The organism is Sphingomonas sp. SORGH_AS_0870, assembly GCF_031453175.1.
GTDB lineage: Bacteria > Pseudomonadota > Alphaproteobacteria > Sphingomonadales > Sphingomonadaceae > Sphingomonas.
The window spans coordinates 533,967-554,367 of the sequence record NZ_JAVIYW010000002.1 but is presented as its reverse complement, the minus strand read 5'-3'; the positions used below and the strand labels follow the sequence as shown (position 1 = coordinate 554,367).

Below are 20,401 nucleotides of genomic sequence, written 5' to 3'. Positions count from 1 at the left end.
CCGCGATGCTGATCGACGTCAAGTCCGCGCCCAGTCCTCGCCGATCCGGCGCAGCACGTCGAGCGGCACGCGGCCGTGGCGCAGCACGGCGGTATGGAACGCCTTCAGGTCGAACCGCGCGCCCTGCTGCTTCCGGGCGGACTCGCGAATGTCGACAAAGACCGAATGGCCCAGCTTGTAGCTCGCCGCCTGGCCGGGATTGACGCAGTAGCGTTCGACCTCGCGCGTCGCGAACCCCTCCGCCTCGCCCTCGGCCTCGACGAAATGGCGGATCGCCTGTTCGCGGGTCCAGCGCATATGGTGAAGCCCGGTATCGACCACGCAGCGATTGGCGCGAAACAGCAGGAACTTCAGATAGCCCAGCTGCCCCAGCGGATCGTCGTCATACATGCCGATCTCGTCCGCCAGCTGCTCGGCATAGAGCGCCCAGCCCTCGCCATAGCCCGAAAAGCCGTTGATCTTGCGGATCAGCGGCAGCCGCGTGTTGGACAGCGCCAGCCCGCCCTCCATCTGATGCCCCGGCAACCCTTCGTGATAGACGGTCGTGGCCAGGCAGAATTTGGGCCAGTCGGCGCTGTCCTTCAGGTTGAAATAGACCAGGCCGGGGCGCGATCCGTCGATGGCGGGCCCCTGCGCAAAGGCCGCCGCCGCGCCCGCCTCGGTCTGGGGCGGCACACGGCGCACCTCGAAGCCATAGGGCGGCATGCGTTCGAACACCTGCGGCAGGCGCGTCCGGATCGCATCCAACCGCGCGTTGCAATAGGCGATGGCGGCGCGCTTGCCCTCGTCGGTATTGGGATAGAGCTGGTCGGGATTCTTGTAGAGCGCGGCCATGCGCTGCCCCACCGTACCCTTGGTAAAGCCCTGCTTCTTCAGCAGCGCGTCGAGCCGGGCGGACAGCATCGCCGCCTGGTCGCGGCCGAAGCGATGGACCTCATCGGGCGAGAAGCTGGTCGTCGTATTGGCCTTGAGCGCGACCGGATAATAGGCCGCCCCCTCGCGCAGTTTCCACACACCCGCATCATGCGTCGCCTTGGCCCGCAACGCCTTGGCATAGGCGAGCTGGCGATCCAGCGCGGGCAGCACCTCCGCCTCATAGATTTTCGCGGCCGCCTGCGCATGGCGGTCGCCCAGCCCCTTTTCGGCGGCGCGGCGCGCGAGCGACCGGATGACCAGCGCCTCGCTCGCGGGCTGGCGGGTCTTGCCCATCTGTTCGATCGCGAGGTCGAGGATGAAGTCGGGCGGCACCACCCCCTGCCCCGCATCATGGCGCATCCGGTCGGTCTGCGCGTCCATCTGCTGCCCGAAGGCGCGCAGCCGCATCAGATAGGCATCGGCATCGCCCGCATTGGCGATCTTGTGCTTGGTGTCGAGAAAGTCGGGGACCGACTGATAGGCGCCCGACAGCTGCGACACGACATAGGGGCTGGGGCCATAGGAATAGCCGCCGAAATCGAACGCCTGCACCGCTTCCGCCGAGCGCCGGGTGTAGAGGACCGATTCCAGGTCGATCCGCTCCTCGGGCGACAGGGTGGCGGGGTCGATCGCCTGGAGCCGGGCCAGATCGGCCTTGGTCGCCGCCTTCGCCGCCGCGATCCCGGCGGGGGACTGGTCGGACAGACGCCCCCGCAGATCGGCATTGGCGCCGGTGTCGAGGCCGAGGCTGGTCGCGCCCTCCGGGCTGCGGCGGAGCTGTTCCTGGACCAGCGTGTCGAACAGCGCGGTCAGGCGGGCGGATGCGCTGGTCTGGGCCAGAACCCCCTCGCTGCCCGCCGCCACGGCCAGCGCCGCCGTGCCCCCCAGGAAATGCCGCCGGTCGATCATGCTTGTCCCCTTTTGGTTTTCGACCGGCAGCGTAACGGGATTTGGCGGGAATTGAAGCGGTTATGGGGCGGGTGTTTGCACATGGGCTTCGACTTCGCTCAGCCTGAACGGCTGCGGGGAAAGTCCCATTCCACCCGACGTTCAGCCTGAGCGAAGTCGAAGGCCAAGGGAAACCCCAAAGAAAAAGGGCGGCCCGTCCTGCGACGCACCGCCCTTCCCCCGCTCAAGGCGTGGAAATCACCCCGCGCGCGTGCCCGACAGCGGGAAGCTGCCGAACGCGCCCGCGCCGACCGATCCGGTCAGCGTGTCGCCATCGGCGGTCGCTTCGCAGTCCAGCGTCATCGGCATGGGCGAGGAGATCGACATCTTCCAGTGGATCGTGTTGCCCGACACGCTCCCCTCGATATCCATCGCCCCCATCTGGCCGCCGCCCGAGCCGGTGAAGCGATCACCCTCGGTGGTGACGGTCAGGGTCATCTCCTGGTCGCCCAGCGGCGACTTGACGGTGCAGTTCCAGGTGCCGTCGATGTCGGCCATATTCGCTCTCCCTTATTGTCCGGCGGCGGGGGCGGGCCCCGCCACATCGGCCGCCTCGACCACCTCGACCGGCAGGCCCAGCGTATCGAGCTGTGGCTTGACCGTCTTGGCATCGCCGACCACGACCCAGATGAATTGCCTGGGGTTCAACGCCGCCTCGATCGACTTGTTCAGCTCGGGCAGCGTCATCGCCTGATACCGCCGGGTGATCGTCGCATAATAATCGTCGGGACGGCGGAACAGGTCGTTGGCCTGCATCGCCGACAGCACCGCGCCCGACGTCTCGAAGCTGCCCGACAGCGAGCGGATCGCCCCGGTGATCGCGCGGTCGAACTCCACCTGGTCCATCGGCTTGGTGGTCAGGAATTCGGTGACGTCGGTGCGCAGCGCGTCGATCGACGGACCGGTCTTGTCCGCCTGCACCGGCGCCGACATGACATAGGGCGCCGCGAATTCCGAGGTCTGGAAGCCGCCGCGCACGCCATAGGACCAGTGCTTGTTCTCCCGGATGTCGGTGTTGATCCGGCTGAGGAAGCTGCCGCCCAGCGCGTCGTTGGCGGTATTCTGCACCAGCAGATTGTCGATGCCCTTCAGCCCCGTCGGCGCGCCCGCCAGGATCATCGACTGCGGGCTGTCGGGCCGGTTGACCAGCACGATCCTGGGCGCCGAGGGCTGCCCCGCCGCGAAGTTCTTGACCCCCGCCGCGCCCGTGCCGCGCCAGTCGCCCAGCACCCGGTCGAGCGCCGCCTTCACCTCGGCCAGCGGACGGTCGGAGGTGACGAAGATCTTCGCCTTGTCGGGGCGCAGCCACGCCTGCTGGAACGCGATCAGGTCGGCGCGGGTCAGCGCCGCAACCGCCCGCGGATCGCCCGCGCCCTGTGCCTTGGCATAGGGGCTGGTCGGCCCATAGACGAGCGGCGGCAGGACGCGGCTCGCCAGCCCCTGCGGGCTGGTCAGCTCCTGCTTGATGCCCGCCAGCGTCTGCGCCTTGACCCGCGCCAGTTCGGCATCGGGGAAGGCGGGGTTGCGGACGATATCGGCATAGAGGTCGAGCGCGGGCGCCAGATTGGCGCTCGGCACGTCGAGGCCGACGACCGTGCGGTCGTTCGATGCGCTCGACCCGATCGAGGCGCCCAGCCGCTCCTGCTCCTCGGCGATCGCGATCGTGTTGCGGTGGGTGGTGCCCTCGTCCAGCATCGACTGGACCAGGCGCTGCGTCCCCAGCTTGCCGGGCACGTCGGCGGCGATCCCGGCGTCGAACGACATCGCGATCTGCGTCACCGGCACGGCGGTCCGCTGCGCGTAGATCAGCTCAATCCCGTTCGCCAGGCGGCTGCGCTCGACCGCCGGGAAGCTCAGCGGCTTGACCTCGCCGACTTCGGGCAGGCTGCCACGCGTCCCCTTGACCGGCTGGTCGGGCGCGGCGGGCACATCGGCGCGCGGCGGCACCTTGGCCTCCTCATAAGCATCGCGCGCGCCGGGCACGACGGTCAGCGTATAAGCCGGGCGCGACAGCCATTTGTCGGCCGCCGCCTTGACGGTCGCGGGCGTCTGCGCCGCGATCGCCAGCAACTGCTTCTTATATTTGCCCGGATCGTTGGAGTAGAGCGCCCCCTCGGCCAGCGCCACCGCCTTGCCGCCGAAGCCGCCGACCGATTCCAGCCCCTCGACACGGCCCGACACGAACCGGGTCACCGCCCGCCGCACCTCGTCGGCGGTCGGGCCGTTCTTCAGGAAGTCGGCCAGGATCTCCTGCATCCGCTTGTCGACCAGCGCCGGATCGACGCCGGGGCGGACGATCGCGGTCATGTTGAACATGCCGACCTGTGCGAAGGGACGGTCGCTGGCCGACACCTGCACCGCCAGCTTCTCCTGCTTGACCAGGATATTGTCGAGCCGCGACGAGGCCAGTCCGCCCAGGATCGACCCCGCGACCACCAGCGGCGCGCTTTCGGGATCGTTCAGCCCCGGCACCGCCCAGTTGCGGCTGATCATGACCGCCGCCACGCGGTCCTTCATCACCTCGTTGACGGGGGCGGGCAGGGTCGGGATGCCGACGGTCGGCAGGACGCTTTTGGGCCCCGGCTGGATCGCGCCGAAATATTTTTCCACCAACGGCTTGGCGGTGGCGACGTCGATATCGCCCGCCAGCACCAGCACGGCATTGTTGGGGCCGTAATGCTCCCGGAACCAGTCCTTCACCGTGTCGAGCGTCGCGGCGTCGAGATCGGTCATCGAGCCGATGGTGGTATGGGCATAGGGATGGCCCGCGGGGAACAGCCCCTCGAGGATCTTGTACTGGGTCAGGCCGTAAGGCTGGTTGTCGCCCTGGCGCTTCTCGTTCTGGACGACGCCGCGCTGCTCGTCGAGCACGCTCTGCGTCACCGCGCCGAGCAGATAGCCCATGCGGTCCGATTCCAGGAACAGCGCGCGGTCGAGCGCGGCGGTCGGCACCGTCTCGAAATAATTGGTCCGGTCGAAATAGGTGGTGCCGTTATAGTCGGTCGCGCCCACCGACTTGAGCGGCGCGAAGAAATCGCCCGGCGCATTCTCCGACCCGTTGAACATCAGATGCTCGAACAGGTGCGCGAACCCGGTCTTGCCCTTGGGCTCGTGCTTCGAGCCGACGTCATACCACACGCTGACCGCGACGACGGGCGCCTTGCGATCGGTATGGACGACGACGCGCAGGCCGTTCTTCAGGGTGAAGGTCTGATAGGGGATGTCGACCGCCTTCACGAGGGTCGATACGGGCGCGGGCTTCGCGGTGGCGGCGGCCTTGACCGCGGTCTGTGCAAAAATGGCCTGCCCCGGCAGGACGAACGCGAGGGCGGCGGCGCCGGTCAGCGCCACGGACTTGATACGCATGATCTTTTGAGTCTCCCCACTCAGTAAGGGGTCGAGCATAGCGGGCGCGCGACGGACCGCAATCCCGGTCCGACACAGCGATTTCGCCGCATCCCGCTTGCCACCCTTTCGCAATCGAAACGGCCATCCCATCTTGCGGACAGCATCATGCGCCCACCCCTTGTGTTGCCAATTTGCAACACCATCTGACCTGGAAAGCGACAGGAACCCCAGATGAACCTCGAAAAATTCACCGACCGCGTCAAAGGCTTTCTGCAAGCCGCGCAGACCGTGGCGATCCGCAACAGCCATCAGCGTATCGCTCCCGAACATCTCCTCAAGGCGCTGATCGAGGACGATCAGGGCATGGCCGCCGGTTTGATCCAGGCGGCGGGCGGCGACGCCAAGCGCGTCGAGCGCGAGACCGATGCGGCGCTCGGCCGTATCCCGGCCGTATCCGGCTCGGGGGCGCAGTCGTCGCCCGGCCTCGACAATGACCTGGTCCGCGTGCTCGACCAGGCCGAGCAGGTCGCGCAAAAGGCGGGCGACAGCTTCGTCACCGTCGAGCGGCTGCTGCTCGCGCTGGCGCTGGCCTCCACCACGGCGGCGGGCAAGGCGCTGGCGGCGGGCGGGGTCAATCCGCAAGGACTGAACGGCGCGATCGAACAGCTGCGCCAGGGCCGCACCGCCGACACGGCGGGGGCGGAGGACCGTTATGACGCGCTGAAGAAATTCGCCCGCGACCTGACGCAAGTGGCGCGCGACGGCAAGCTCGACCCCGTGATCGGCCGCGACGAGGAAATCCGCCGCACCATCCAGATTCTGGCGCGCCGGACCAAGAACAACCCCGCGCTGATCGGCGAACCCGGCGTCGGCAAGACCGCGATCGCCGAAGGCTTGGCGCTGCGCATCGCGAATGGCGACGTGCCCGACACGCTGAAGGACCGCAGGCTGATGGCGCTCGACATGGGCGCGCTGATCGCGGGCGCCAAATATCGCGGCGAGTTCGAAGAGCGGCTGAAGGGCGTGCTGGACGAGGTGAAGGCCGCCGAGGGCGACATCATCCTGTTCATCGACGAGATGCACACGCTGATCGGGGCCGGCAAGGGCGACGGGGCGATGGACGCCTCCAACCTGCTCAAGCCCGCCTTGGCGCGCGGTGAGCTGCACTGCGTCGGCGCGACCACGCTCGACGAATATCGCAAGTACGTCGAAAAGGACCCCGCGCTCCAGCGGCGGTTCCAGCCGGTCTTTGTCGGCGAGCCCACGGTCGAGGACACCATCTCGATCCTGCGCGGGCTGAAGGAGAAATACGAACTCCATCACGGCGTGCGCATCACCGACGGCGCGCTGGTGGCGGCGGCGACTCTGTCCAACCGCTACATCACCGACCGCTTCCTGCCCGACAAGGCGATCGACCTGATGGACGAGGCCGCCAGCCGCATCCGCATGGAGGTGGAGTCCAAGCCCGAGGAGATCGAGACGCTCGACCGCCGCATCCTGCGCCTGAAGATCGAACGCGAGGGGCTGCGCCGCGAAAGCGACGCCGCCAGCATCGACCGGCTCGGCCATCTGGAGGAGGAACTCGCCAATCTCGAGGAACAGTCGCACGCGCTGACCCAGCGCTGGCAGGCCGAGAAGGACAAGATCGCGGGCGAGGCGAAGCTGAAGGAACAGCTCGACCAGGCGCGCATCGAACTCGATCAGGCGCAGCGCAGCGGCGATCTCGCCAAGGCGGGTGAGCTTTCCTATGGCCGCATCCCGCAGCTGGAGAAGCAGCTGGCCGAGGCGCAGTCCGCGACCGAGGGCTCGATGCTGCGCGAGGAAGTCACCGCCGACGATATTGCGGGCGTGGTCAGCCGCTGGACCGGGGTGCCGGTCGACCGGATGATGCAGGGCGAACGCGAAAAGCTGCTCCGCATGGAGGAGGTGATCGGTGCGCGCGTGATCGGCCAGGAGGATGCGGTCCGCGCCGTCTCCACCGCCGTCCGCCGCGCGCGCGCCGGGCTACAGGACCCCAACCGGCCGCTGGGCAGCTTCCTGTTCCTGGGGCCCACGGGCGTCGGCAAGACCGAGCTGACCAAGGCGCTGGCCGAATTCCTGTTCGACGATCCCTCCGCGATGGTGCGCCTCGACATGAGCGAGTTCATGGAGAAGCACAGCGTCGCGCGGCTGATCGGCGCCCCTCCCGGCTATGTCGGCTATGAGGAAGGCGGCGTGCTGACCGAGGCGGTGCGGCGGCGGCCCTATCAGGTCGTGCTGTTCGACGAGGTGGAGAAGGCGCATGGCGACGTGTTCAACGTGCTGCTCCAGGTGCTGGACGACGGCCGCCTGACCGACGGCCAGGGGCGGACGGTCGACTTCTCGAACACGCTGATCATCCTGACCTCCAACCTGGGCAGCCAGTATCTGGCCAATGTCGAGGACGGGCAGAGCGTCGAGAGCGTCGAGCCGCAGGTGATGGAGATCGTCCGCGCGCATTTCCGCCCGGAGTTCCTCAACCGGCTGGACGAGATCATCCTGTTCCATCGGCTGGGCCAGAGCCATATGGGCCCGATCGTCGACATCCAGGTCGGCCGCGTCGCCAAATTGCTCAGCGATCGCAAGATTACCCTGCACCTGACCGACGCCGCGCGCGAATGGCTGGGCCGGGTGGGCTACGACCCGGTCTATGGCGCACGCCCCTTGCGCCGCGCGGTCCAGCGTCATTTGCAGGACCCGTTGGCCGAGGAAATCCTGCGCGGGCATGTGAAGGACGGCGCGACCGTCACCGTGGATGAGGGCGACGGCAAGCTGGCGTTGTCGGTGGGGTGATTTCCATGCGAAGCCGGGATGACATGCCCGGCTTCGCCCGCCCTGCCCGATCAGGCCGGGATCGGCCCGCGTCGCAGCCAGCCGGTGATCGCATAACGACGATAGGGCGCGGCGCGGGTCACTTCCGACACGCTATGCGGTTGCGGCACCGCGAAGATGTTGAGCGTGTTGAATCGGGGCACCCAGGCTTCCGCCGCATCCCCATCCGCCTGTGTCGGGTGGAACAGCAGCAGGCCGCCCCACTCGCATCGCCATGCCGGCGTCAGGCCCAGGACATAGGCCGCCACCCTGTTCTTGCCCGCCATGCCGTCGTCATGGCCGGTCAGAAAGTCCCCCGGCGCATAGGCGGTCGCCTGCGCATCGGCCATGGCGACGGCTGGGTCGCCGACGATCCTGCGCAAGAGGTCGGACACGGCCCCTTCGGACATCCAGCGACCAAAGGCCGTCAGCGGATCGTCGCTCGCCTCGCGAGCGGCGGTGCCATCGGGCGTGCGGATCGTCTCATAGCGATATTGGAACCCGGTTCGGGCGCCCGCATAGACGGCATCGTCCAGCGCCTGTCGCTGCGCGGCGCTCATCCCTTCGCGCGTCGTACGATCCAGTTCGAATATCCGGTCGCCGCTGTTCACCACCTGCCGCCAATCGGTGCGCTGACGCAGATGATCGTACCACCAGCCCGCGCATTCATCGGTCAGGATGTTGGGAATCCGCACCCGCCGGTCACGCGCGAAATCCCCGGCCAGACGATCCGGGTCGGGGGATGGATTGAGGTGAAGCGGGGGCAGGTTCATCACGCGATTGTTCGGCGATCCGCCACCCGCCAGCAACCCTTAACATGCGCAGCCGGTCGCGCTTGTCCGCTCCACAAAATTGGGGGCGGCTCCCGAAGGAACCGCCCCCGAGTAGGGCTCGCCGAAGCGAACCCTGGGGTTAGAAGTTGAACTTGGCGCCGGCGCGGAACTGACGGCCGAAGATGCCGTCGCCGCCCTGCACCGCGTTGTACAGATACGCGCCGTACGTGACCGGATCGATCGGAGGCAGGCGGTTGAACACATTCAGGACGTTCACGTAGAAGGTGAACTTGTCGTTGACCTTGAACGACGCGTTCGCATCCGCCGTGATGTAGCTCTTCACGCGGCAGCCGAAATAGGCCGGTGCCTGGCCGCAATCCTTGTACGCATCGCCCTGGTCCATGGCCGACAGGTCATAGCCCGAGGTGTAGTTGACCGTACCCGTGAAGGCGAAGTTGCCGAAGTCGAAGGTGTTGACCCAGTTGCCCTTCCACTCGAACGTGCCCGAACCCGCCGTCAGGTTGAAGTTGCCCAGCGTGTCGACATAGGTCTGGCGCACGCCGTTCACCGTCGTGCTCAGCTCCAGGATCAGGCTGGCATTCAGGTTGGTGTTCCAGCGGAACGTGCCGAAGTCGTAGAAGCCGTTCATGCCGAAATCGATGCCCTCGGACTTGATGGTCTGGGCGTTGATCAGCTGCGAACGGACGAAGGCGATCTTCGGCGTGGCGGTCGGGTTGTTGACGTCGACGGCATCCGGGATGACCTGGAACCCGGACGGGATCGCGCCGCCCGCATAATAAGCGGCGATGGCAGGCGACAGGTCGGGGGTGGTGATCGCCCCGGTCTTGCGGATGTTGTAATAGTCGACGGTCAGCGACAGGCCGCGCACCGGATCGACCTTGATGCCCGCGGTGAAGCTGCGCGACTTTTCAGGGTCGAGATTCTGCGAGGCCAGCGTCGTCTGCCCGATCGAATAGCTGGTGATGTAGGACGAGCAGAATTGCGGCGTCTGGGCCGAGCAGATCTGGTTGGCGCCCGGATTGATGCTGTACTGGCGCAGGAACGCCGCCGGGATGCTCGTCAGCTGCTGGGTCACGTAACCCGTGGTGGGCAGCGCATTCGCCTCGCCGAACGAGGGGATGCGGAAGCCGCGCGAGTAGGTGCCACGCAGCGAGACCTGGCGGATCGGCTTGAAGATCGCGCCGAACTTGGGCGAGAAGGCGCTCTGGCCGCTCGAATAATGGTCATAACGACCCGAGGCGTTGAGCGTCAGCTGGTCGAACACCGGCGCATTGACCTCGTAGAAGGCCGACGAGACGGTACGATTGCCCTGGGTGCCGAACGCGTTCAGGCGGAAATAGCGCTGGGTCGGGCCATTCTCGTCCGAGTTGGCGCTGGGCGCGTCGATCGCTTCGTAGAAGATCGAGCCGCCGACCGCGACGCGCAGGTCGCCGCCCGGCAGTGCCATGATCGCCTTGCCCAGGGTGAATTGCGCCTGCAGCAGGTCCGAGCTGTCGTTGGTGATGTTGGTCGGCGTCAGATAGTTCAGCGTCGCCTGGCTGTTCAGGCCCGGATTGACGAAGTTGTAGCTGCCGTCCTTGATCACATCGAGCAGGTGCTGGATGTAGACATAGCCGTTCTGCTCGAGACGCAGATCGGTGTGCATCGCGGTCGCATCGAAACGATAGTCGACATCATCGAAGATCGTGCCGTGGATGCCGAAGGCGGCGCGATAGACGCGGCTGCGGGTCTGGGTCGATTCAAAGCTGCCCGGCAGCTGGCCGACCAGACGCGCGACCTGGCCCTGGGCCGCGAACGGATTGTTCGGGTTCAGCGTGCCATTGGTCGCGTTGCACGCGCCGACGGTCGAGCGCGGGCAGATATAGATCGGCAGTGCCAAGATCGACGAGTTGGGATCGATCGAGGGCGTGGCGTTCTGCGACGTCGAATATTGCGGGAACAGGATACCGGCTGGCGCATTGGCGCGGATCACCGTGGGGGTGCCGGTATAGCTGGTCGTCGCCTGCTGGAAATTGACCTGCAGATAGGCTTCCGACGTGTCACCGATCTTGGCGGTGAAGCGCGCCGAACCGCCGATACGCTCGATGTCCGGGGTGATATTGCCGTATCGATTCTGGCCGTCGACCTGACAGACGGTGCCCGGTGCGGTCGCGTTGGCGGGCAGCGCGAGTTCGGCCGCGGTCGGGTTGTACGGGTTGCCGGTCAGACAGCCCGCCGACGGGTTCAGCAGCTGATAGCGGCCGAGCGCGGTGGTGTTGGTCGCATCCGCCGGACGAACATAGAAGTTCGGCGTGTTGATCGCGAAGCCGTTGGTGTACTGGTTGTTCTGATCCAGGCCGTTGGCGATGTTGTTGGGGCCGCAGACCAGCGTGCCGGTGCGGCTGGAGCAGATGCCACGCTCGTCGCTCGAATTATACGGTGCGGGCAGCTGACGCGCCTTCACGCCTTCCGAGCGGTAATAGAAGCCGCTGATATAGGCGTTATAGCCCTGCTCATCGAGGTCGCCGGTGCCGGTGGTCAGCGACAGGCGCTGGTTGGCGTTGTATCCGCGCTCGGAGATACCGGCTTCGGCGCGGCCCATGATGCCCTTCACCGAACGCTTGGTGATGATGTTCACCACGCCCGCGATCGCGTCGGCGCCATAGCTCGACGAAGCGCCGTCGCGCAGCACTTCGACGCGGTCGACGATGTCGTCGGGGATGGTGTTCAGATCGACAAAGTTGCGCGTGCCGTCATCCGACAGCGGGTAATAGGCGGCGCGCAGGCCGTCGAACAGCACCAGCGTCGAGTTGGTCGACAGACCGCGCAGCGACACCGACGACGCGCCGGTCGCGAATGCGCCATTGGCGGTGAACGAGTTGGTCAGCGCCGGGCCGTTGTTCGATGCCAGCGCCTGGATACCGGCCTGCACCGTATTGATGCCGCGCACGTCGAGATTCTCGGCGGTGATGGTCGACACCGGCGACGGGCCGACATCGGCGCCGCGGATGATCGAGCCGGTGACGACGATATCGCCGCTCGTGCCCGCATTCGCCTGCTCGGCGCCCTGCGCGACCTGCGCATTGTTCTCGGCATTCTGGCTCGCGGCAGGCGCGGTCTGCGCCAGTGCGGGCGCGCCCAACAGCATCGACAGCGGCGCAACGGTCGCCAACAAGCCAAGCTTGCGCTGACCGATCCATGAATTGGTCATGTTTATTACCCCTCTTGTTCTACCCGTCCGGCCTTGGGCTCGGCGGCTCCCCACCCTCGTGAAACAAAAATTGCGTTTCGTGATGGAATGTTGCTTGATTGAGACGAAGTTTCGCCGCTGTAAAGTCCGGAATACCGCCGCAATCGCATCAAGCGTGCGCGTGTCGCAAAAATGACACAACCACTTCCACATTGGCCTTTCCGGGTGCCGTGGCATCACATGACACAAGGATGACATGTTTCTGAATGCAAACGATATGACAATATCCCTGTCGCTTGTGCGGCAAGTGAACGTAGCCACAGCCGTCAGCATCGGACGCGGAGCAAGCCCGGATCGGGGGTTATCAACTACCGGAATGGGTTACCGGCAAGATCCGCCAGCATGGTCAGCGCGTAGACATGGCGAGGCCAATATCGCTCGATCAGGACGTGATGATAAAATGACGCCGTCGACAGCAAAATGGGCGTCTTGATAGGACCGCCCAAGGCTTATTCCGTCACTTGACCCGTTCGCCAGTCCTCTGACCCGATCAAGAACGACAGACAGATTTCGGGCACCGCCTGCGCTTGGAAGGGGGAAAAACCCAGACAGTGCATCGCGTGAATCGGCCTGACCTGTGAGACCTCGCAGCCATGGGTCGGTCATGTTGTCACAGGGTAGGACCTGACCTTGCAATCAGGCTCACCTCCCGCGACGCGGGGCCCTGGTCCGGGAGCGTGGTCCACAGCATCGCGCGGATATCACGCGGGGCACCCCCATGGCCTCCCTCGTCTTCGTTCTGCGAACAGGCAAAATGCCGCCGGGCCTATGGAGGACCGTTCAACCGGCATCGTGGGATATAGCCAAAAAAAGGGCGGCAGATCATTGACCTGCCGCCCGCAAAATTTCGCCAATGAATAGCGAAAATTAGAAGGTGAAACGAACCGACGCGAAGAAATCACGCCCCAGCACGTCATAGACGCCCGGATAAGTGTTCGACTGCTCCTGGTTCAAGCCCAGGACCTTCGGCTTCTTGTCGAACAGGTTGTTCACGCCAATCGCGAAGTTCATGTTGTTGGTGACATCGAACGCGAACGTCAGATCGAACACGTCATAAGCGGGAATACGCTCGACGAAGTAGGTCGTATCCGGATCGTCGTCGCGAACACCCGACAGATGGCGCCAACGCACGCTGATGGTCGACGGACCATCCAGCAGCGATGCGCGGCTCGCCCACTTCCAACGCGGCGTCGGGCTTCCACAAGCCAGTGAACCGAAGGCTCCGGCGCACTTGTTGTTCAGATCCGGTGCCGTGGCGACCGGCGTCAGGGTATTCTTGCCGGTATAGGTGCCTTGGAACGAGAAGTTCAGGCGGCTGACCTGCTCCCCGCCGAAAACCGAGAAGCCCAGCTTGGTGGCGTAATCCACGGCAAGGTCGACACCCTCGACTTCCAGCTTACCGACATTGGCGTTCAGCAACGACGGGAGGTTCTCGCCGTCAAACTGGCCCAGTGCATTCCGCTTGCCGACGAAGACCTGGCAATATGGGCTGCTGATGTTTTGGAAGACATTATAGCAAAGGCTGAGGGAATTGCCGAGACCGCCGCCAAAAGTGCTGATCGCATCCTTGACCTTGATGTTGAAGTAGTCGGCTTTGATCGTCAAACCGCGGATGAAGGACGGCTGGATTACCGCGCCCGCCGTGATGCTGTCCGACACTTCCTGCTTCAGGTTCGGGTTACCACCAAAAACGCCTTGGATCTGCGAGTTGATCTGGGTGCTGGCCTGCCCAACCGCCGATGCAGGAACGCCAGTCGCGATGCAAAGAGCTCGAATGGTCGCATTACTCGCCGCCGAAGCCAACGAGCAGGGATCGGTTGCGGTCGGGAAGCCGACTGCGGCGCCCTGATACAATTCGGCGATGTTCGGCGCACGAACCGCGCGCTGGTATTGGGCGCGGAAGGTGATGTCCCGGATTGGCGCCCACTGGGCATCCGCCGCATAGGTCCAGACGTTGCCCACGCCACCCAGCGAATAGCTGGAATAGCGACCTGCACCACCCAGTTCGAGGCGGTGGAAGAACGGGCGGTCCGCAACGATCGGCACGCGCAATTCGCCAAAGACTTCCTTGACGTTGTAGCTACCGTTGGTGGGGTCACCGGCGTTGAAGCCGATCACGTCACCGGACGACAGCGCCGTGTCGGGCACGAATTCGGCCGACATCTTGCGATATTCGCCGCCCAGAGCGAAGCCGACATCACCGGCTCCCAGGCCCAGATTGAAAAGCGAGCCGGACACGGAGGCGTTGGCCACCTGCAGCACCGACATATCGCTGTTCTGTGCCACGATCGAGATCTGATCGACCATCGCCTTGGTCAGGGTACCCGGACCGAAGATATTGATCGCGTTCGCCGAACCGTTCAGGCCCGCCTGGAACGCCGACTTGGAGATATTGCCGGCCTGAATGTTCGAGTTGCGGGTCCGCGCATAGGAATAATATGCGTCGTAGTTCAGAGCGTCGGTGATGGCACCACGAACGCCGACGAGCAGGCGAAATGCGTTACGCTCGTCGAGCGAATTGCGCGACCCGGTTTCATTGACACGGCGCTGGATAGCGAGCGGGACAATGCCATCGCCCACCGTGTTACCGGACGCCGCGACGGCATCCAGCGCACGGAGCGCCGCCACGTCATTTGCCGACAGGAACGGCGAAACGGCGTTGATGTTGACTTGATACGTACCCGTGACCGGGGTCGGTGCCAGTTCGTTGGCAACGCGGTTGTTGACGAACGTCGCCTCGACATAGGCCGTGTGCCCGTCCTTGAACTCATAATCCGCATAGCCGCCGAGGAGGTAACGCTCCTGCGGGACCATCAGATAATTGTCGACCGCATAGTTATAGAGGTCGGTCGAGGTCCGACGACGGCTGACGCCCGGCGCAGTGAAAAAGGCGCCCGGCGAACAGAAGACGTTACCCGTCGGGCAGACGGAGGATCCATAAGTGGAGGTGACGCGGCCGTTCGGGGTGGTCGACGACCCGCCAGCGACCAAGCCGGTCGGATTGCCGTTGGCGTCGAAATTCTCCTGCTGGGCGACTCGCGAGAAGTCACGCGCGCCCTGGAAAATCGAGGCACGGTTGTAATATTCGCCGTAAACCGTCGCATGGCCGCGATCACCGAGTTCGCCGCCGATCGCGACATAACCCTCATAGCGACGGCCATCGCCGCGCTCGGTGATGCCATATTGGCCACCGGCGATCACGCCGTTCAGGTTGTTGCGCAGACGAAAATTGACGACGCCAGCCAGCGCGTCCGACCCGTAAACGGCCGATGCACCGCCGGTCACCACGTCCACACCTTCCAGCAGGAAGGCCGGAATGGTGTTCAGATCGACAACCTGCGAGGTGTCGTAAGAAACCCAGCGACGGCCGTTGACCAGCACCATGGTACGCTGCGAGCCCAGACCACGCAGGTTCAGCGTCGACACGCCGCCACCTGGGTTGTTCGAGAAGGCCGTCGAACCCGGGATCACCTGCGGCAGGGTGTTGATGACCTGCTCGACGTTCACGGTACCGGAAAGCTGGAACTCTTCCTGGCCCACGACCGCAATCGGAGCGGCCGTCTGCAGGTCCCGCCGCGCGATGCGCGAACCGGTGACGACGACTTCGCCGCTTTCCGGCTGCTGCGTTGCGGCGGAGGTGGAGACATCGGCGTTACCGCCGGTGGCCGGCGCCGTCTGCGCCTGAGCGGCCGTGCCAGCCGCGAATGCCCCCAGCATGAACGTCGTCGCGAGCAAGCGCGAACGCATTCCCTTCATATACTAGCCCCTTTTTTTGTTCATCCGTCTTCGCGGATCGGCGATGCTCACACGAAGACCGTGCGCCATCGACTGGGTTAAGGTTTATGCAATAGTTTTGACATCAGGCAACAATCTAACACGCATAAACAGCAAAAATGACGTGGCTTTTAGCAATCTAGTGACAAAACTGACACAGGGCGTGTCGGATCATAGGAAGGGTAGACGGCGGAAAATGACCCAAAAAACACCCAAAAAAGCTATACACGTCATAGCTTTAGCGATCACGATTCTGGGCGCCTGCCCCGCTGCGGCGCAGGATGCGCCGGATAGCGGGCAGTCGGCGTTGCTGATTGACAAGATCACGGCTTGTCGCGCGATCGCCGATGCGGGTCGACGGCTGACCTGTTTCGACCAAGCGGCAACCGCGCTTGCCAAGGCGCGCAGCGAACGACAGATGGTCGTGCTCGACCGGGGCGAGGTTCGGCAGAAGCGGCAATCGCTGTTCGGCTTGCGCCTGCCAGAGATTCAGCTGTTCGGCCGCGAGGAAGCCAAGGAGCCGGAAATCCGCGAGGTCCGCTCCAAGGTGGTTCGACTGGCCCCATTCGGGCGGGATCAATGGACCGTCTGGCTGGATCAGGGCGGCGTCTGGCGCACGACCGAAAAGGCGCGATTCGATCCGGAGGTCGGTCAGTCGGTGCGGATCTTCAAGGCGGCGATGGGCAGTTTCCGGGCCTCGTTCAACGGCAACCTGGCGGTACGGATCGAACGGGTGGAATGACCCCCCCTCACCCCATCGGCCCCGTCACCAGCAGCGGGTCGAGCTTGCGCCCGCGCCATTGCAGGCTCCAGTGGAGGTGCGGGCCGGTGGCGCGGCCCGTGGCGCCGACCGCGCCGATGGGTTGGCCCTGGCGGACATGGTCGCCGAGGCGGACGTCGATGCGCGACAGATGCAGGAAGGCGCTGTTGAGACCCTGGCCGTGGTCGAGCATCAGCAGATGCCCCTCCAGCGTGAAGGGCGTGTCCGCCGCCAGGATCACGACGCCATCGGCGGGCGCGCGGACGATGGTGCCGGTGGCGGCGGCGATGTCGGTGCCGGAGTGATAGCTGCCCGGCTCGCCGCGATAGATTCGCTGCGCCCCGAACAGGCCGGAGATGCGGCCCCGGACCGGCCATATCAGCGGCTGACGCCAGCCCTCCGCATCGGTGACCTGGGCACGGGCGGCGCGAATCCGGTCGAGCTCGGGCGGGCGCAGCCGCTGGAATTCGGGATCGGGAACGGGATATTTGGGCAGGCGGTCGAGCCGCTCGATCCGCCAGGCGCGCGGCGCGACGGTCAGGCTCTGGCGCAACTGGCGACCGTCCGCCAGCGTCGCGACCAGTTCGGCGGCGGGTCCGGCGTCGCGGTCGAACCCGATCAGGAAGGCCCCGTCCGGCGTGATCGGCACATCCTGTCCGTCGAGCGTCATCGCGACCGTACCCGCAGGCGCCTGTCCCCGGATCAACCCGCCCTGGCTGAGTTCGCCGGTCCAGCGGAACGCCGAGCGGGTGGCGGCGGGCACCGCGACGGTCTGCGCCGGAACCGGGGACAGGCCCAGCCCCGCGACCAGCAGCCCCAGCGCGACACCGCCCGCCTTCCTCATTGCGGGGCGAGCACCTGCGCGGTCGCCTGCGCATCGGCATAGGCTTCCTGTCGGCTGGCGCTCCAATATTTCAGCTCCTCGAGCGGGATGCGACGGCCGGTCACCGCGCAGACGACATGGTCGCCCGGCGACAGGACGCGAAAGCCGTTGGCCAGATAATGGAGCCGCGCGGGGCGATCGGTGTTCGACATCAGCATCTTCGTCACTTTCGGGTCAAAGGAGCGTGGGCTGGTCCGGCCGGGATTGATCCGGCCTGGGCTCCCGTTTGGGCTTGTCATAGGTTTTGGGGGCCGGGCGCTCAACCCCGGCCCGGCTACCGTCCCCGTCGACCGCCACATCGACCGTGCCGTCGCGGAAACGCAGCGTCAGCGTGTCCGCCGCGCGCGCCGCCTCGGCCGAGGACAAGGTCTCGCCGCCGGGCCGCGCGGTGATCCGGGCATAGCCGCGCTCCAGAATCCGGTCGGGGTTGAGTGACTGGACCAGCCGCCAGGTCGCGGCCAGCCGGTCGCGCCCGCGCTCGACCTGGCGCTCGAGGATCGCCGGGCGCAGCGCCGCGCCCGCCCGGTCCAGCCCGCCGCGCGCCAGCGTCACCCGCCGCTCCAGCCCGCGATCGAGCCGCGCCCCCGCCTCGTCGGCGCGCTGGCGCTGCGGCCCGAGCAGCTGGTCGCGCTTGGGCAGAAGGCGGGCCATGGCGTCCAGCCGCTCGCGCCCCCGCTCGACATAGCGGCGCGCGCAGCGTTCGGTCCGCTGGCGGTGGCTCGCCACGGTCAGGCGCAGGTCGGCCAGCACCGGCACCGCGATCTCCGCCGCCGCCGTGGGGGTCGGCGCGCGCAAGTCGGCGGCATAGTCGCATAGCGTTGTGTCGGTTTCATGCCCCACCGCCGAGATGATCGGAATCGTGCATTCCGCGACCGCGCGGACCACCACCTCTTCGTTGAACGACCACAGATCCTCGATCGAGCCGCCGCCGCGCGCGACGATCACCAGATCGGGGCGCGGCACCGGGCCGCCGGGCTGGATCGCGTCGAAGCCCCGGATCGCGGCGGCGACCTCTTCCGCCGAGCCTACGCCCTGCACCTTGACCGGCCAGACGATGACATGGGTGGGACAGCGATCCTCCAGCCGGTGGAGGATGTCGCGGATGACCGCACCCGTGGGCGAGGTGATGACCCCGATGACCGGCGGCATGAAGGGGAGCGGCTTCTTCCGCTCGCGCGCGAACAGCCCCTCGCCCGCCAGCTTCGCCTTCAGCTTCTCGAACAGGGCCATCAGCGCGCCCGCACCCGCCAGCTCCATCCGTTCGACGACGATCTGGTATTTGGACCGGCCGGGGAAGGTGGTCAGGCGGCCGGTGGCGATCACCTCCACCCCGTCCTGCGGCTGGAAGGGCAAGCCGTTCGCCGCCCCCTTCCACATCACCGCGTCGATGACCGCATTCTCGTCCTTCAGGCTCATATAGACATGGCCCGAAGTGGCGCGCTTATAGCCCGAAATTTCGCCGCGCAGGCGGACATGGCCGAACTCGCCCTCCACCATCCGCTTCAGCTTCAGGCTGAGTTCGCCGACCGACAGCGCGAGCGCGTTGTCGCCGGCGATATCCTCGGCTACCAGCCTCGAACTTTCGTCATAGGGATAAGGATCGGGCATGAACGTCCTGCTGCTGGGATCGGGGGGCCGCGAACATGCGCTGGCATGGAAGCTGGCCCAGTCGCACGGGTTAGATACGCTCTACGCCGCGCCCGGCAACCCCGGTATCGCCGCGCATGCGACCTGCGTCGGCTTGAACGCGACCGATCACGCCGCCGTGGTGGCGTTCGTGAAGGAACATGCCATCGGCCTGGTCGTGGTCGGCCCCGAGGCGCCGCTGGTCGATGGCTTGGCCGATTCGCTGCGCGCCGAGGGCGTGCCCGTGTTCGGCCCGAGCAAGGCCGCCGCGCAGCTGGAGGGGTCGAAGGGCTTTACCAAGGACCTGTGCCGCCGCGCCGACATCCCGACCGCGGGCTATGTCCGCGTCTCGACCCTCGCCGACGCGCAGGCCGCGCTCGCCACGACCTTCGGCCTGCCCGTCGTCATCAAGGCCGATGGCCTGGCGGCGGGCAAGGGCGTGACCGTCGCCTTCACCCGCGCCGAGGCCGATGCCGCGATCACCGACCTGTTCTCCGTCCCCGGCGCCGAAGTGGTGATCGAGGAATTCCTGGCGGGCGAGGAGGCCAGCCTCTTCGTCCTGACCGATGGCGAGGCGCTCCTTCCCTTCGGCTCGGCGCAGGATCATAAGCGCGTCGGCGACGGCGATACCGGCCCCAATACCGGCGGCATGGGCGCCTATAGCCCGGCGCGCGTCCTGACCCCGGAGCTGGAGCGCCAGGCGATCGACCGGATCGTCCGCCCCACCGTGGATACGCTGCGCGCCGAAGGGACGCCCTTTTCGGGCGTGCTCTATGCCGGGCTGATGCTGACCGAGCAGGGGCCCAAGCTGATCGAATATAATGCGCGGTTCGGCGACCCCGAATGCCAGGTGCTGATGCTGCGCTTCCAGGGCGATCTGCTGGCAGTGATGCTGGCGGTGGCCGAGGGGCGGCTGGCCGAGCTGCCCGCGCCCGCCTTCTCGGACGATCCCGCGCTGACCGTGGTGATGGCGGCTTCGGGCTATCCCGGCACGCCCAGCGCGGGCGGAAGCATCGATGCGATCGACGCCGCCGAGGCGACCGGCGCGGTCGTGTTCCAGGCGGGCACCCGGATGGACGGCGAGCAGCTGGTCGCCAGCGGCGGCCGCGTGCTGGCCGTCACCGCCAGCGCCGCCACCGTGGGCGAGGCGCAGGCCGCCGCCTATCGTGCGGTCGACGCGATCCGCTTCCCCGACGGCTTCTGCCGCCGCGACATCGGCTGGCGCGAGGTCGCGCGGGAGGCCGATGCACAGGGAACCGAGGCCTGAGCCTGACGATTGGGCTCGCGATCGGGGC

The 20,401-nt window shown here is 66.2% G+C and carries 12 protein-coding genes; 3 read left to right on the top strand and 9 right to left on the bottom strand.

The window, feature by feature from the left end:
* Positions 1-18 precede the first annotated feature (18 nt).
* The 3 genes from QE363_RS03020 to QE363_RS03010 form a co-directional block, all read right to left on the bottom strand.
* Positions 19-1,824 (bottom strand): DUF885 family protein, encoded by a 1,806-nt coding sequence (locus QE363_RS03020; RefSeq protein WP_309691658.1) that lies wholly within the window; start codon positions 1,822-1,824, stop codon positions 19-21.
* A gap of 237 nt (positions 1,825-2,061) precedes the next feature.
* Entirely contained in the window at positions 2,062-2,361 is a 300-nt protein-coding gene (locus QE363_RS03015; RefSeq protein ID WP_307102239.1) for a hypothetical protein, read from the bottom strand.
* A 12-nt stretch (positions 2,362-2,373) separates the two neighbouring features.
* Positions 2,374-5,229, bottom strand: coding sequence for a pitrilysin family protein (locus QE363_RS03010; RefSeq protein ID WP_309691655.1), 2,856 nt, complete (start codon positions 5,227-5,229; stop codon positions 2,374-2,376).
* A gap of 213 nt (positions 5,230-5,442) precedes the next feature.
* Here QE363_RS03010 and clpB point away from each other — a divergent pair, with 213 nt between their 5' ends.
* Positions 5,443-8,022, top strand: coding sequence for an ATP-dependent chaperone ClpB (gene clpB, locus QE363_RS03005; RefSeq protein WP_309691654.1), 2,580 nt, complete (start codon positions 5,443-5,445; stop codon positions 8,020-8,022).
* A 50-nt stretch (positions 8,023-8,072) separates the two neighbouring features.
* Here the strand turns inward: clpB and QE363_RS03000 are convergent, their stop codons facing one another.
* From QE363_RS03000 to QE363_RS02990, 3 genes are all read right to left on the bottom strand, one after another.
* A complete protein-coding gene (locus tag QE363_RS03000; protein ID WP_309691652.1) occupies positions 8,073-8,813 on the bottom strand; it encodes a 2OG-Fe(II) oxygenase family protein in 741 nt (246 codons plus the stop codon).
* Positions 8,814-8,952: 139 nt separating this feature from the next.
* Positions 8,953-12,024 carry a TonB-dependent receptor domain-containing protein gene (locus QE363_RS02995; protein WP_309691650.1) on the bottom strand — a complete coding sequence of 1,024 codons (3,072 nt, stop codon included), beginning with the start codon at positions 12,022-12,024 and terminating at the stop codon, positions 8,953-8,955.
* Positions 12,025-12,930: 906 nt separating this feature from the next.
* Complete coding sequence (locus QE363_RS02990; protein ID WP_309691646.1) at positions 12,931-15,819, bottom strand: TonB-dependent receptor domain-containing protein; 2,889 nt, start codon at positions 15,817-15,819, stop codon at positions 12,931-12,933.
* Positions 15,820-15,961: 142 nt separating this feature from the next.
* Between QE363_RS02990 and QE363_RS02985 the strand changes: the two genes are divergently transcribed.
* Positions 15,962-16,579: a hypothetical protein gene (locus tag QE363_RS02985; protein WP_309691643.1), complete on the top strand. Its 618-nt coding sequence runs from the start codon at positions 15,962-15,964 to the stop codon at positions 16,577-16,579.
* Positions 16,580-16,586: 7 nt separating this feature from the next.
* Here the strand turns inward: QE363_RS02985 and QE363_RS02980 are convergent, their stop codons facing one another.
* The 3 genes from QE363_RS02980 to xseA are packed head-to-tail and all read right to left on the bottom strand — an operon-like array spanning position 16,587 to position 19,088.
* A complete protein-coding gene (locus QE363_RS02980) occupies positions 16,587-17,441 on the bottom strand; it encodes a M23 family metallopeptidase (protein WP_309691641.1) in 855 nt (284 codons plus the stop codon).
* On the bottom strand, positions 17,438-17,638 hold the full coding sequence (locus tag QE363_RS02975; RefSeq protein ID WP_307102226.1) for a DUF2093 domain-containing protein: 201 nt from the start codon (positions 17,636-17,638) through the stop codon (positions 17,438-17,440). The genes QE363_RS02980 and QE363_RS02975 overlap by 4 nt, the downstream gene beginning before the upstream one ends.
* Before the next feature lie 16 nt (positions 17,639-17,654).
* Complete coding sequence (xseA, locus tag QE363_RS02970) at positions 17,655-19,088, bottom strand: exodeoxyribonuclease VII large subunit (RefSeq protein WP_309691639.1); 1,434 nt, start codon at positions 19,086-19,088, stop codon at positions 17,655-17,657.
* Between xseA and purD the strand changes: the two genes are divergently transcribed.
* Entirely contained in the window at positions 19,087-20,373 is a 1,287-nt protein-coding gene (gene purD, locus QE363_RS02965; protein WP_309691637.1) for a phosphoribosylamine--glycine ligase, read from the top strand. The genes xseA and purD overlap by 2 nt on opposite strands.
* The last annotated feature ends 28 nt before the right edge of the window (positions 20,374-20,401 follow it).

Bases quoted from the DNA above. Each gene is read 5' to 3' on its own strand.
- QE363_RS03020 (WP_309691658.1), bottom strand. From the start codon at position 1,824: ATGATCGACCGGCGGCATTTCCTGGGGGGCACGGCGGCGCTGGCCGTG.
- QE363_RS03015 (WP_307102239.1), bottom strand. From the start codon at position 2,361: ATGGCCGACATCGACGGCACCTGGAACTGCACCGTCAAGTCGCCGCTG.
- QE363_RS03010 (WP_309691655.1), bottom strand. From the start codon at position 5,229: ATGCGTATCAAGTCCGTGGCGCTGACCGGCGCCGCCGCCCTCGCGTTC.
- clpB (WP_309691654.1), top strand. From the start codon at position 5,443: ATGAACCTCGAAAAATTCACCGACCGCGTCAAAGGCTTTCTGCAAGCC.
- QE363_RS03000 (WP_309691652.1), bottom strand. From the start codon at position 8,813: ATGAACCTGCCCCCGCTTCACCTCAATCCATCCCCCGACCCGGATCGT.
- QE363_RS02995 (WP_309691650.1), bottom strand. From the start codon at position 12,024: ATGACCAATTCATGGATCGGTCAGCGCAAGCTTGGCTTGTTGGCGACC.
- QE363_RS02990 (WP_309691646.1), bottom strand. From the start codon at position 15,819: ATGAAGGGAATGCGTTCGCGCTTGCTCGCGACGACGTTCATGCTGGGG.
- QE363_RS02980 (WP_309691641.1), bottom strand. From the start codon at position 17,441: ATGAGGAAGGCGGGCGGTGTCGCGCTGGGGCTGCTGGTCGCGGGGCTG.
- QE363_RS02975 (WP_307102226.1), bottom strand. From the start codon at position 17,638: ATGCTGATGTCGAACACCGATCGCCCCGCGCGGCTCCATTATCTGGCC.
- purD (WP_309691637.1), top strand. From the start codon at position 19,087: ATGAACGTCCTGCTGCTGGGATCGGGGGGCCGCGAACATGCGCTGGCA.
- xseA (WP_309691639.1), bottom strand. From the start codon at position 19,088: ATGCCCGATCCTTATCCCTATGACGAAAGTTCGAGGCTGGTAGCCGAG.